This window comes from Halorubrum sp. DM2 (assembly GCF_901686465.1).
GTDB lineage: Archaea > Halobacteriota > Halobacteria > Halobacteriales > Haloferacaceae > Halorubrum.
In genome coordinates this window covers 786,641-799,328 of the sequence record NZ_LR594487.1, presented here as the reverse complement: position 1 = coordinate 799,328, position 12,688 = coordinate 786,641, and the positions used below count along the sequence as shown (strand labels likewise).

Genomic DNA, 12,688 nt, shown 5'->3' with positions numbered 1-12,688 from the left:
CGGTTCGGTGAATCGAAGATCGAGTGCTATCGCTCATCACTTGAAACGGATGCGGGAGAAGTGGGCCGGCACGAATTTGAATCGTGGTTACGGCCACCCGAAGGCCGAAGGATACCAAGCTACCCCACCGGCCCGCACCTGAACGAAAGCCGTTCGTTCTTTTAATCCTTCCGAAAGGGGGGCGATACGCGGTCGCCGGATACCGTCCCGGCCGGACCGACACCGCCGCTGTCCCGGAAACAGTACGTGACGCGTGGTGGTTCGGTTCCGGTGAGAACGCTCTCGAAACCCCTGTCGATCGCTACGACGCAGTTGCTTCTGTGGACACGACCACCGAAGCCCCAGCCGCGAGGACCTCCGAAAGACGGTCGCCTCGCTTCGCTCGGCGCTGCGTCTTTCGTGGTCCCGCTCGCTTTCGCTCGCGGGACTCGCGCGACTCGCTGCGCTCCTCGCTCAGTCACTACGTTCCTTCGCTGTGGTGTCGCCGGCGGCGGAGCCGCCGGCTGCCCGTGGCGCGTAGCGCCACGCTGCTTGCGTCGTCGTGCTTCGTCCTCGCGGCTGCCCCTTCGAGTCCCGCCCCCGCACAGCAACAGCACCTCACGCCTCCCCAGCCTCGTCGACCGGTCTCCGCGTTGCTCCGACCGGTCGACTCCCTCGCGCGTGCTGTCTCGCGCCCTCCGGGCGCTCGCAGGCACGCGCCACCGCACCGCATGCTCCGTTTATAAGCTCTCGTCGCCGTTCCCGGATTCTACGGCGTCTTCGGTCTCGAAGTACCGGTCGCGGTGTTTCCGGCACCCCGGATTGAACGCGGCCCCGCACGCGGGACAGGCGTCGTCGCCGCTATCGAGGTACTCCCGAGCGGTGAGGGTCGTCCGACAGACCCCGCACAGGACCGCCGGCTCGTCGAAGCGCTCGCGGGGCCACGGGACCGCCTCGTGGTCGGCGGCCGCGTCGTGACAGGCGTCGCAGGGGTAGTACGCCTCACAGCAGCCGAACCGGAGCGCGATCACGTCGACGGGGTCGTCCCAGTGCGCACAGCGCGTCTCGGGGTCGACCGCGACGCCGCGCAGCGGGACCGCGAACCGCGGGTCGGTGTCGGGCGCGGTCGTCGTCTCGCGGTCCGCGCCCGAGCCGTCAGTAGCTGGTGTAGCCATCGGTGTCGAGCCAGTTGTGGACGACGGTGACGGTGTGGTCCGCGTGGAGCAGTTCGGGCCCGACGCGCAGCCGGCGCTCGGCGCGCTCGGCGATCGATTCCGCCTCCGAATCCGCGAAGTCGTGGTGGTCCGAGAGGACGAACACGGGGTCGCTCGGCGGCGCGGCGTCGACGAGTGGGTCACCCTCCTCGTGGAGCTGGACGAGCGTGCCGTCGGGACCGCGGCCGCCGGAGTCGCCCTCCCCGTCGCCGACGAGTCGGTCGAGCGTCGCGTCGAGTCCCATCCGGCGGAGTTCGACGCCCGGCGAGACGTCCGCGGGCATGTGGCCGATGGCGTCGTCCTGCGCGGCGAGCGCGTCGCGGACTCGCGCGGCGACGTTGCGCTCGTCCGGGTGGAGGTGCCGGAGCGTGTCGGCGTCGAAGGTGACCGTGAACGCGTCGTCGATCACGAGGTGGACCCGGACCGACTCGCGGATGCCGTGCGAGAGGAAGACGCCGGCGCTCACGCACCGACAGAGCAGGTCGAGCCGGCCGGCTCCCGGAATGTCGGACAGCGAGACCGCGTCGGGGTCGGTCGGCGCGTCGCGGCCGATGACGACGAACTGGCGCATGTCTCCGCGTCGCCCCCGACCGTCATAAGGCGTGCGACCCAACCGCCGACGTGAGCCTCTCTGGACTCTGTCAGGTCTGCGAGGCGGCGGCCGCGACCCGCACCTGCGACCGCTGCGGCCGCGCCGTCTGCGACGACCACTGGGACGAGACGGCCCGCGCCTGTGCCGGCTGCGCCGCCGGACGTGGATAGGAGGCGGCCGCGGGTAGCGCGGTCGCTCTCCGCCCGGCTGCGAGCGCGGCCTACCGGTGTCGGTTCAGCCGCTTTTTGAGCCGCTTGGCCGCGTCGCCCGCAGCGCCGAAGTACGTCGCCTCGTCGTCGGGACGGCTCGACTCCTCGCCGGCGAAGATGATCCCGCGCGAGGAGTTCACGAGCCCCACGTCGACCGGGAGGTCCGGCCGCGAGGCGAGCCCGTGTTCGACCGCGGCCTCCGCGTCGCCGCCCTGCGCGCCGACCCCGGGGACGAGAAACGGGATCTCGGGGACGATCTCGCGGACCGTCTCCAGCTCCTCGGGCGCGGTCGCGCCGACGACCAGCCCGACGTTGTCGTTCGCGTTCCACACGTCCGCGAGCGCGGCGACGCGCTCGTAGAGCGGCTCGCCGGAGGCGAGTTCGAGGTCCTGGAGGTCCGCGCCGCCCGCGTTCGAGGTGCGACAGAGCGCAAACACGCCCTTGTCCGCGCGGTCGAGGAACGGCTGGAGCGAGTCGCGGCCGAGGTACGGGTTCACCGTGACCGCGTCGACCCAGTCGAGCGCCTCGGCGTACCGCCGCGCGGTGTTGCCGATGTCGCCGCGCTTGGCGTCCAACAGGACGGGGACGCCCTTCCCCTCGGCGTACGCCGCGGTCTCGCGGAGCGCGCGCCAGCCGTCGGGGTCCTCGTAGAAGGCGGCGTTCGGCTTGTAGCAGGCGGCGTGTTCGTGGGTCGCGTCGATGATCCGGCGGTTGAACGCCCACCGCGGGAGGTCGGCGTCGACCACGTGTTCGGGGAGCCGGCTCGGGTCGGGGTCGAGCCCGACCGAGACGACGCTGTCGACCGCGCCGATCCGGTCCGCGAGCGTCTCGAAGAAGTCCATACGCGCCCTGCGTCGGCCGGTACACTAACGGTTTTGTTCCGCGAGCGACGCCCCCGCCCGCCTCAACAGGAGCAGTAGTACTCGCGGTCGACGAACTCCGTCTCGAACAGCTTCGCGGCCGGGCCCGGGTCGGAGGGCCGGTACACGCCGGTCGTCAGGTCGCCCTCGCGCTCGAACGCGCCGGAGACGAGCCGCCGCCAGTCGGCGGCCGACAGCTGGTCCCAGAACGCGTCGTCGCCGGCGAGAAGCGAGAGGTAGTCGCGGAGGTACACCCACCGCGTCGGCTCGACGCCGTCGGACTCGTAGCTCGCGTCGGTGACCGCGGCGTACGCCGCCATCGGGAGGTTCGCGCCCGCGGCGACGGGCATCGAGATCCACTTCCACGGTCGGGTGTTGACGTCGAGCAGCAGGAACTCCTCGCGGGCCTCGTCGTAGACGAACTCCGCCTCGCTGATCCCGTGGTAGCCCGCGTCGTCGAGGACGGCGAGCGCGCGCTCCTCGATGGCCGGCTCGTCGGCCGTCTCGACGAGACAGGAGGTGCCGAAGTTCAGGGGGTACCGCACCGCGGCGTTGCCGACGACCGCGAGCGCGTCGTCGGCTCCCGAGGGGGGCACGTAGGAGGCCAGCGAGTGGTCCTTCCCGGTCGCGATATCGACGCGCTTCTGGGCCATTACCGCGATCCCCGCGTCGCTCGCGGCCGCGACGACGTCCTCGAACTCCTCGCGGTCAGCGACCTCGATCACGTTGGTACCGAACGCCTCCTCGAAGTCGCGCTTGAGTTCGGGCTTCACCACGAGCGGGAAGCCGAGTTCGGCCGCGGCCTCGTCGACGGTCGCGTCCGCCTCCCGCGTGCCGGCCGCGTCGGTCTCCGCGAGGCGGTACGTCTCGGGGTAGGGGACGCCGAGCGCCTCGCAGGTCGCGTACAGCTCCGACTTGTTCAACACGTCGTCGAGCGTGTCGCTGCCGGCGAACGGGAGCCGGACGCCGTCGGGGTCGGCCTCCGCGTACGACAGCGCCCACTCGTCCATACAGCCGAACGCGACCGCCTCGGTCCCAGCGGCGTCGACGATCGCCTCCACGTCCTCGCGGAACCCGTCGAGGTCGTCGAGCGGGTACGTCACCGCCCCGGCGAAGTCGACCGCGTCGGACGGCGGCGCGAGCCCGTCGTGGCTGACGGTGCCGGCCGCGCCTCCGTCGGCGTCGCCGCCCGCGTCGCCGCCGTTGCCGCCCGCGCGGTCGAGCGCGATCACGGGCACGTCGTGGGCGTCGAGCGCCCGGGCGACGCCGAGCCCGGTGATGTGCGCGTTGCTGACGAGCGCGGGCGGTCGGTCGAACGTCGCGTCCGCGAGCGCGTCGATGAGTCCCTCCGTCGAGCGAAACCGGTCTGCCATACCCCCGTCTCGTCGGTCGACGCACAAAAGGGCCCCACGTACCGGCCCGGAGTGCCCGTATCGACGACGCGTCGCGGCCGCTCTCCGAGCGGACGACGCGAGCGGCTTTTCAGGCCGCGTCGCCTCCGGATCGGTATGACCGAAACCGAGGACGACGGCGACGCCGACTCGGCCGACGACCTCCCCGACCGACTCCGCCGGGCGTTCGCGGACCACGGCTCCTTCGAGCGCGAGGGCGACGCGTGGGTCTCGTCGACGACCGCGTTCGACGGGCGCGTCCGCGCAGAATCGGCGGAGGAGGGACGGATCCGACTCTCCGTCACGGTCCGCGTCCCGACGCTCGCCGCCGTCACCGCCGACGAGGTCGCCGACGTGGTCGAGGACGGCTGGGCCGACACGTTCGAGCGCCGCGTCGTCGACGTCGGCGGCGTCACTCGCCGCGAGCGCGAGTTCGACCCCGTCGTCGAGACCGACGGCGACGAGATCGCGGTCACCTACGCGCTCACGGACGGCAACGAGCGGCGCGGCGTCGACGACGCGGGCGCGCTGATCGACTTCGTCGAGGGGACGTACGTCCAGGGCGTGATCCCCGGCTACGAGTACACGGGGCCGGTCTCGGAGTTGCTCTCGGCCGCGCGACGGCACGGGAACGACGGCGCGGTCTGACGCGACCCGACTCCTCCGTGGTCGATAGGGGGAAGTGTCGGCGGCCCGTACGACGCCCATGCTCGCGCTGTTCGGGTTCGGCAGCCTCCTCGCTCTGGTCGCGTTCCACACGTTCCTCGCCGGGGTCGCCACCCGATTCTTCCGGCTCCAGCTGTCGACGTCGTGGGGCTCGGTCGTGTACACGATCGTCTTGACCCCCCTGCTGTTGCTCGTCTCGACGCTCGTGTTCACCGGCGCGCTCGGCGTCGGGACCGGGATCGATATCGGAAGCTCGACGATCCTGCTGGCGCTGCTCATCGCGCTCCCGCTCGCGCTGGGCGTCGCGATCGACTACCTCTACGTGCCGTCGCCCGAGGAGTACGAACTGCCGGACACGCGCTGACGTGGCGGATCTCGCCGAATCAGCGCTCAAGAAGGTCGGCGACGATCGACTCCACCCGCGCGATGACGTCCTCCGGCGGTCGCGTCGCGTCGACGCGGTGGAACCGCCCGGGGTCGGCCTCCAGCAGGCGCTCGTAGTTCTCGCCGACGGCCGCGAGGTAGCCGTCCCGCTCGAACTTGTCCGTCCGGCCGGCGCGCTCGGCCGCGGTCTCCGGGTCGAGATCGAGGTAAACCGTCGCGTCCGGCTCGCGCGAGAACGCCGCGTGGACGCCCTGAACGTACTCCATCGGTCGCTGGATGCCGACGTCGGCGCGCGCGAGCGCCGCCCCCTGGTAGGCGAACCGCGAGTCCGAGTAGCGGTCGGAGATCACTAGATCCCCGTCGGCGAGCGCCGGGCGTATCGTCTCGGAGAGGTGGTTGGCGTGGTCGGCGGTGTACAAGAACAGCTCCGCGAGCGGGTCGGCGTCGACGTCCGCCATCGACTGCGCCACCGCGTCGCCGTACCAGCTGTCCGTCGGTTCGCAGGTGAACGTCGCGTCGGGGTACACGTCGTGGAGCGCCTCCCAGACCGTCGTCTTGCCGCTGCCGTCGAGCCCCTCCAGCGTGATCAGCATGGTGGCGTTCCGCCGCGGCGAGGAATAAACGGCCCGGGTCGCGGCGGCGTCGGACCGCGCGCGATCCGAACGCGCGACCCGCGCTCGGCAGCCCTTTTTAGTGACCGCTCCGCGAACGCCCGCCATGACAGTCGATCCGCCAATCGCTCGCGCGCCCGGAGGGACCGAATGGTAGCGATCGCCGTCTCGCTGTCGCGCGTGGCGGCCGCGCTGGTGTTAGTCGTCCTCAACGGCTTCTTCGTCGCCTCCGAGTTCGCGTTCGTCCGGATCCGTGCCACCTCGGTCGAGGAGATGGTTGAGGACGGGAAGGCGGGCGCGGAGACGCTCCAAGAGGTGATGACCAACCTCGACGACTACCTCGCGGCGACGCAGCTCGGGATCACGCTCGCGTCGCTCGGACTGGGGTGGATCGGCGAGCCCGCGGTCGCGGCGCTGCTCGAACCGGTCCTCGGGCCGCTGCTCCCCGAGAATCTCGTCCATCTCGTCGCGTTCGCGGTCGGCTTCTCGTTCATCACGTTCCTCCACGTCGTCTTCGGCGAGCTCGCGCCGAAGACCATCGCCATCGCGCAGGCGGAGCGGATCTCGCTGTTGCTCGCGCCGCCGATGCGGGTCTCGTACCTGATCTTCGCGCCCGGCATCGCGGTGTTCAACGGGACCGCGAACGCCTTCACGAGCCTGATCGGCGTCCCGCCGGCCTCCGAGAGCGACGAGACGCTCGAAGAGCGCGAGATCCGCCGCGTGCTGGCCCGCGCCGGCGATGCGGGTCACGTCGACGAGTCCGAGGTCGCGATGATCGAGGGGGTCTTCGAGCTCGACGACACCGCGGCCCGCGAGCTGATGGTCCCCCGGCCCGACGTGGTCTCGCTGTCCGCGGACGCGTCGCTGGCGGCGGTCCGCGCGACGGTCCTCGACGCCGGCCACACCCGCTACCCGGTCGTCGCCCGCGACGACGCCGACCGCGTCGTCGGCTTCGTGGACGTGAAAGACGTGCTGCGCGCGACCGAGGAGGGCGACGACGACGCCACCGCGAGCGACCTCGCCCGGGAGATACTCGTCGTCCCGGAGACGACGAGCGCGAGCGATCTCCTCGTCCAGTTCCGCGACGAGCGCCGACAGATGGCGGCAGTCATCGACGAGTGGGGCGCGTTCGAAGGGATCGCGACCGTCGAGGACGTCGCCGAGGCGCTCGTCGGCGACCTCCGCGACGAGTTCGACACTCCCGAGCGCAACCACACCATCCGCCGGACCGCCGAGCGCACCCACGAGGCCGACGGCTCCGTCCCGCTCACCGCCGTCAACGACGCGCTCGGCACCGATCTCGACGGCGACGGCTACGAGACGCTCGGCGGGTTCGTCCTCGACAGGATCGGTCGCTCGCCGGAGGTCGGCGACGTCGCCGAGACGGACGCGTTCGCCTTCGAGGTCACCGCGGTCGACGGCGCGCGCATCTCGACGGTGCGCGTCACGCGGCGCGAGGGGGCCGACGCGGCCGACGACGGCACGCACCCGGACGACGGCCCCGCCGACGCGACCGAGTAACGCTCGGACTCCGTCGCGGCCGCCGCCGATTCCTCCCGGCCGACCCCGCCCGGTCGACGCCGACGACGCGAGCGTTTTTCACCCGCGACCGTGACCGATGACCCATGCTCGACCGGATCTGCGTCCCCACCGACGGCAGCGACGCGGCCGCGGCGGCCCTCGACCACGTCCTCGCCGTCGCCGCCGACCACGGCGCGACGGTCCACCTCCTCCACGTGGCGGACACGACCCGCGACAGCGTGACGCGGATCGGCGGCGACGTGGTGGACGTGCTCGAACGCGAGGGCGAGTCGATCGTCACGGACGCGGCCGCCCGCGCCGCCGACCGCGGCGTCGACGCGGAGACGGCGGTCCGGCAGGGCGGCGTTCCGGAGACGGTCGCCGCGTACGCCGCGGAGGTCGACGCCGACCTCGTCGCCGTGTCGACGCGCGGCCGCCAGGGCGTCGAGCGCCTCGTCGGTAGCACGACCGAGCGCGTCGTCCGGCAGTCCTCGGTGCCGGTGTTGGCCCTCCGCCCGGACGACGATGAGACAACGTACCCGTACGAGGACGTGGTGGTCCCGACCGACGGCAGCCCGGCGGCGACCGCCGCGCTCGACCGGGCGATCCCGATCGCGGAGCGTGCGGGCGCGACGATCCACGTCCTCTCGGTCGTCGCCACGGGCGGGATCGGCGTCGGCGACTACGTCGACGCGGACGTCCTCTCCGAGTACGCCGACGACGAGGTCGCCGCGGGCGTCGAGCGGGTCGAGGCGGCCGGCGTCGCGGCGGTCGGCTCCGTCGAGGTCGCCCCCTCGGCCCCGCGCGGGATCCGCGCGTACGTCGAGGACCACGGCGTCGACCTCGTGGCGATGGGGACCCACGGCCGGACCGGCGTGAGCCGGTACCTACTGGGGAGCGTCGCCGAGCGCACCTTACGGACTGCCGCCGTCCCGGTGTTGACGGTCCCGACGCCCGAGACCGACGAGGAGTGACCGACCGCACCGTCGCCGGAGCGTCTGACGGCGCGGTAGGTTTACGGGCCTTCCACGCGATGCGGATTGTATGAAAGTGTTGGTAGCCGGCGGGACCGGATTTATCGGATCGTATCTCTGTCGCGCGCTCGCCGAGGACGGCCACGCGGTGACCGCGCTCTCCCGCTCGCCCGAAGAGACGCCGGAGGGAGTGACGGGCGTCAGCGGGGACGTGACCGACTACGACTCCATCGAGTCGGCCGTCGACGGCCACGGCGCGGTCGTGAACCTGGTCGCGCTCTCGCCGCTGTTCGAACCGGAGGGCGGCAACCGCATGCACGACCGGATCCACCGCGGCGGGACCGAGAACCTCGTCCGCGCGGCCGCGGACGGCGGCGTCGAGCGGTTCGTCCAGCTGAGCGCGCTCGGCGCGGACCCGAACGGCGACACCGCCTACATCCGCTCGAAGGGCGCGGCGGAGGGGATCGTCCGCGAGAGCGACCTCGACTGGACGATCTTCCGTCCGTCGGTCGTCTTCGGCGAGGGCGGCGAGTTCGTCTCGTTCACCAAGCGGTTGAAGGGGATGTTCGCGCCGGGCGTCCCGCTGTACCCGCTCCCCGGCGGCGGCAAGACCCGGTTCCAGCCAATTCACGTCGAGGATCTGGTGCCGATGATCGCGGCCGCGGTGGCCGACGAGGAACACGCCGGCGAAACCTACGAGATCGGCGGCCCGGAGGTACTCACGCTCCGGCAGGTGACGGATCTGGTCTACGAGGCCGAAAAGAAGGGGATCACCATCCTCCCGCTGCCCATGCCGCTCGCGAAGATCGGTCTCTCCGTGCTGGGCGCGGTCCCCGGCTTCCCGATGGGACCGGACCAGTACCGGTCGCTAAAGTTCGACAACACGACCGCCGACAACGACGTCGCGGCGTTCGGCGTCGACGCGGCCGAACTGACGACGCTCGGTGAGCACTTGGGGATCCGATGACCGCGGCGACTGCGGCGGGAGGCGCGGCGAACGTGTCAACCGCTCGAATCTCACGACTGGTAACGGCAACCGAAGGCTTATATACGAGATCACGTTCTGTTCACGTCAAACGCGGAGGGAGCACACGATGAAACTCGCAATGATCGGATTCGGACAGGCGGGGGGCAAAGTTGTCGACAAGTTCTTGGAGTACGACAAGCGGACCGGCTCCGAGATAGTTCGGGCCGCGGCGGCCGTCAACACGGCGAAGGCGGACCTCATGGGGCTGGAACACATCGCCGAGGACCAGCGCGTCCTCATCGGCCAGTCCCGGGTGAAGGGCCACGGCGTGGGCGCGGACAACGAACTGGGCGCGGAGATCGCGGAGGAGGACATCGACGAGGTCCAGGGCGCGATCGACTCGATCCCCGTCCACGAGGTCGACGCGTTCCTCGTCGTCGCCGGGCTCGGCGGCGGGACCGGCTCCGGCGGCGCGCCGGTGCTGGCGAAACACCTCAAGCGGATCTACACCGAACCGGTGTACGGGCTGGGCATCCTGCCGGGCAGCGACGAGGGGGGTATCTACACCCTCAACGCGGCCCGCTCGTTCCAGACGTTCGTCCGCGAGGTGGACAACCTGATGGTGTTCGACAACGACGCCTGGCGGAAGACGGGCGAGTCCGTTCAGGGCGGCTACGAGGAGATCAACGAGGAGATCGTCCGGCGGTTCGGCATCCTGTTCGGCGCGGGCGAGATCCAGCAGGGTCAGGAGGTCGCCGAGAGCGTCGTCGACTCCTCGGAGATCATCAACACCCTCTCCGGCGGCGGCGTCTCCACGGTCGGCTACGCCGAGGAGGAGGTCGAGGAGCGCTCCTCGGGCGGGCTGCTCTCGCGGCTCCGCGACGACGGCAACGACGAGGAGCTGGACAGCGCCCACACCACGAACCGGATCACCAGCCTCGTGCGCAAGGCGGCGCTGGGGCGGCTCACGCTCCCCTGTGAGATCGAGGGCGCGGAGCGCGCGCTGCTCGTGCTCGCCGGCCCGCCGGAGTACCTCAACCGGAAGGGTATCGAGCGCGGCCGCAAGTGGCTCGAAGAGCAGACCGGCTCGATGGAGGTCCGCGGCGGGGACTACCCGTACCGCGGCGCTGGCTTCGTCGCGACCGTCATCCTGCTCGCGGGCGTCACGAACGTCCCGCGGATCAAGGAGCTCCAGCAGGTCGCCATCGAGGCGCAGGACAACTTAGACGAGATCCGCGAGGAGAGCGACGAGAACCTCGACGAGCTCGTCAGCGACGACAGCGACGAGCTGGAATCCCTGTTCTAAGGGCCCCGTCGCTCGCGATGGAGGTCATCGTCCCCTTTTCGACCGACCGGCCGAAGTCGCGACTCTCAGACGTGCTCTCGCCCGATGAGCGACACGCGTTCGCGCGGGCGATGCTGGAGGACGTGCTAGACGCCGTCGTCGCCGCCGGCGGCGACCCGCGGGTCCTCGCGACCGACGCGGTCGACGTCGATCGTCCGGTCACCGTCGACGACCGCCCGCTGACCGACGCGGTGAACGCGGCGCTCGACGCGCGGTTGGGCGGAGAAGACGGAACCGAGTCGTCAGGGGGACCCGTCGCCGTCGTGATGGCGGACCTCGCCTTGGCGACCCCGGAAACGATCGACCGCCTCTTCGAGGCCGGTCGCGACGCGGATGTCGCGGTCGCCCCAGGGCGCGGCGGCGGCACGAACGCGTTCGTCGCCTCACACCCGGAGTTCCGGGTGGACTACCACGGCGCGTCGTACCTCGACCACCGCGAGATCGCGGCCGAGGTCGGCGCGGCATTCGTCGCGGTCGACTCCCACCGGCTCGCGACCGACGTCGACGAGCCGGACGACCTCGCGGAGGTGCTGATCCACGGCGAGGGACGGGCGGCGACGTGGCTCCGCGAGGCCGGCGTCGCGCTCGACGCGTCCGGCGGTCGGGTGACGGTCGCCCGAGAGTAACTATATTCGGTGTCGCCGGGGGATCCGCAACCGCGATCCTTTTTGAACGCCGCCCGCGAGTGACGGCCGTGTTCGCCGGGGCCGACGAGTACGGGGTCGACATCGCGGTCGCCGAGCCGGAGGTCGAGCGACTGCTCTCGGTCGGCCCGGCCGACGTCGACACCGCCGATCGGCTCACGTTCGCGCGCAACGTCTTCGTCCCGCTGACCACGGCGTGTCGCTACACCTGTACGTACTGTACCTACTACGACGTGCCGGGCGAGGCGTCGCTGCTGTCGCCCGAGGAGGTGCGCGAGCGGTGTCGGGTCGGGGCCGACGCGGGCTGTACGGAGGCGCTTTTCACCTTCGGCGACGACCCCGACGAGCGGTACACCGCGATCCACGAGACGCTCGCCGAGTGGGGGTTCGACTCGGTCCACGACTACCTCTACCGGGCCTGCGAAATTGCCTTGGAGGAGGGGCTGCTCCCGCACTCGAACCCGGGCGATCTGACGGAGTCGCAGTTCGCGGCCCTCCGCGAGGTGAACGCGTCGATGGGCGTCATGCTGGAGACGACGGCCGACGTGGACGCGCACTCGGGCGGCCGTCGGAAGACGCCCGGCCAGCGGCTCAACACGATCCGGGCGGCGGGCCGGCAGGGCGTCCCGTTCACCACCGGAGTCCTCGTCGGGATCGGCGAGGACTGGCGCGACCGCGCCGAGAGCCTGCTCGCGATCCGGGACCTCCACGAGCGACACGGCCACGTTCAGGAGGTGATCGTCCAGAACGTCGTCCCGAACGAGCGCTCCGACTTCCCGAAGCCCGACCTCGCGACGATGCGCCGAGTCGTGGCGATGGCGCGCGCCGCGCTCCCGCCCGAGGTGTCCGTTCAGGTGCCGCCGAACCTCTCGCCGGCGGCGGAGCTGTTCGACTGCGGCATCGACGACCTCGGCGGGGTCTCGCCGGTGACGGACGACTACATCAACCCCGCCTACGAGTGGCCGGACCTCCGCGAACTCGAAGCCGTGGCGGACGCCGGCGGCGTGCCGCTCCGCGAGCGGCTCCCGACGTACGCCCGGTACCTCCACGACGAGATCCGACCCCCGGACGTTGACCCCGCTCCCGACCCCGAAGACCGGAAGTCGTGGATCCCCGCGGCGGTCCGCGAGCGGATCGCCGCGGACGACGTCCACGGACGGCGGCTCCGCGCGGTCGCCCGCGGCGACGGCCCGCTCGCGGTTCGGAGCGACTGAAGCGGCCGCGAGCGTCGAACTGGCCGACGGGATCGCGGACCGGCTGACGGGACCGCGAACCGGCCGACAGGACCGCGGACCGGGCGTAAACAACCGCGCTGCCAGTAGCTTCTTTAT

The 12,688-nt window shown here is 71.3% G+C and carries 14 protein-coding genes and 1 tRNA gene; 9 read left to right on the top strand and 6 right to left on the bottom strand.

The features are described 5' to 3' along the window. Positions 1 to 61: 61 nt before the first annotated feature. The 3 genes from QOL69_RS04160 to trmY all read right to left on the bottom strand — a co-directional run bounded on the left by QOL69_RS04160 (position 62) and on the right by trmY (position 1,764). Positions 62 to 134: transfer RNA gene (locus QOL69_RS04160), tRNA-Pro, on the bottom strand. Positions 135 to 719: 585 nt separating this feature from the next. Further along, on the bottom strand, positions 720 to 1,154 hold the full coding sequence (locus QOL69_RS04155) for a CHY zinc finger protein (protein WP_283402152.1): 435 nt from the start codon (positions 1,152 to 1,154) through the stop codon (positions 720 to 722). Then, positions 1,135 to 1,764, bottom strand: a complete 630-nt coding sequence (gene trmY, locus QOL69_RS04150) for a tRNA (pseudouridine(54)-N(1))-methyltransferase TrmY (RefSeq protein WP_283402151.1) — start codon at positions 1,762 to 1,764, stop codon at positions 1,135 to 1,137. Before trmY ends, QOL69_RS04155 begins: the two co-directional genes overlap by 20 nt. 50 nt (positions 1,765 to 1,814) lie before the next feature. Between trmY and QOL69_RS04145 the strand changes: the two genes are divergently transcribed. Beyond that, positions 1,815 to 1,955: a hypothetical protein gene (locus QOL69_RS04145; RefSeq protein WP_283402150.1), complete on the top strand. Its 141-nt coding sequence runs from the start codon at positions 1,815 to 1,817 to the stop codon at positions 1,953 to 1,955. A 50-nt stretch (positions 1,956 to 2,005) separates the two neighbouring features. Here the strand turns inward: QOL69_RS04145 and pyrF are convergent, their stop codons facing one another. Next, a complete protein-coding gene (gene pyrF, locus QOL69_RS04140) occupies positions 2,006 to 2,836 on the bottom strand; it encodes an orotidine-5'-phosphate decarboxylase (RefSeq protein WP_283402149.1) in 831 nt (276 codons plus the stop codon). A 62-nt stretch (positions 2,837 to 2,898) separates the two neighbouring features. After that, positions 2,899 to 4,227 carry a carboxylate--amine ligase gene (locus tag QOL69_RS04135; protein WP_283402148.1) on the bottom strand — a complete coding sequence of 443 codons (1,329 nt, stop codon included), beginning with the start codon at positions 4,225 to 4,227 and terminating at the stop codon, positions 2,899 to 2,901. A 135-nt stretch (positions 4,228 to 4,362) separates the two neighbouring features. Between QOL69_RS04135 and QOL69_RS04130 the strand changes: the two genes are divergently transcribed. Together QOL69_RS04130 and QOL69_RS04125 are read left to right on the top strand one after the other, a co-directional pair. After that, complete coding sequence (locus QOL69_RS04130) at positions 4,363 to 4,893, top strand: DUF5813 family protein (protein WP_283402147.1); 531 nt, start codon at positions 4,363 to 4,365, stop codon at positions 4,891 to 4,893. Between the two features lie 58 nt (positions 4,894 to 4,951). Further along, on the top strand, positions 4,952 to 5,275 hold the full coding sequence (locus tag QOL69_RS04125) for a DUF7991 family protein (RefSeq protein ID WP_048076278.1): 324 nt from the start codon (positions 4,952 to 4,954) through the stop codon (positions 5,273 to 5,275). Between the two features lie 19 nt (positions 5,276 to 5,294). Here the strand turns inward: QOL69_RS04125 and tmk are convergent, their stop codons facing one another. Continuing rightward, positions 5,295 to 5,888 (bottom strand): dTMP kinase, encoded by a 594-nt coding sequence (gene tmk / locus QOL69_RS04120; protein ID WP_048076279.1) that lies wholly within the window; start codon positions 5,886 to 5,888, stop codon positions 5,295 to 5,297. Between the two features lie 168 nt (positions 5,889 to 6,056). Between tmk and QOL69_RS04115 the strand changes: the two genes are divergently transcribed. The 6 genes from QOL69_RS04115 (at position 6,057) to cofG (ending at position 12,571) form a co-directional block, all read left to right on the top strand. Further along, the gene (locus QOL69_RS04115; protein ID WP_283402146.1) at positions 6,057 to 7,427 is read left to right on the top strand and encodes a hemolysin family protein; all 1,371 of its coding nucleotides are present in this window, start codon (positions 6,057 to 6,059) and stop codon (positions 7,425 to 7,427) included. Between the two features lie 104 nt (positions 7,428 to 7,531). Next, positions 7,532 to 8,401: a universal stress protein gene (locus QOL69_RS04110; RefSeq protein WP_283402145.1), complete on the top strand. Its 870-nt coding sequence runs from the start codon at positions 7,532 to 7,534 to the stop codon at positions 8,399 to 8,401. A 70-nt stretch (positions 8,402 to 8,471) separates the two neighbouring features. Continuing rightward, positions 8,472 to 9,368, top strand: coding sequence for a complex I NDUFA9 subunit family protein (locus QOL69_RS04105; protein WP_283402144.1), 897 nt, complete (start codon positions 8,472 to 8,474; stop codon positions 9,366 to 9,368). A gap of 127 nt (positions 9,369 to 9,495) precedes the next feature. Further along, positions 9,496 to 10,674, top strand: coding sequence for a tubulin/FtsZ family protein (locus QOL69_RS04100; RefSeq protein WP_172863972.1), 1,179 nt, complete (start codon positions 9,496 to 9,498; stop codon positions 10,672 to 10,674). Positions 10,675 to 10,691: 17 nt separating this feature from the next. After that, positions 10,692 to 11,339, top strand: a complete 648-nt coding sequence (gene cofC, locus QOL69_RS04095) for a 2-phospho-L-lactate guanylyltransferase (protein WP_283402143.1) — start codon at positions 10,692 to 10,694, stop codon at positions 11,337 to 11,339. Between the two features lie 68 nt (positions 11,340 to 11,407). Then, complete coding sequence (cofG, locus tag QOL69_RS04090) at positions 11,408 to 12,571, top strand: 7,8-didemethyl-8-hydroxy-5-deazariboflavin synthase subunit CofG (protein ID WP_283402142.1); 1,164 nt, start codon at positions 11,408 to 11,410, stop codon at positions 12,569 to 12,571. The last annotated feature ends 117 nt before the right edge of the window (positions 12,572 to 12,688 follow it).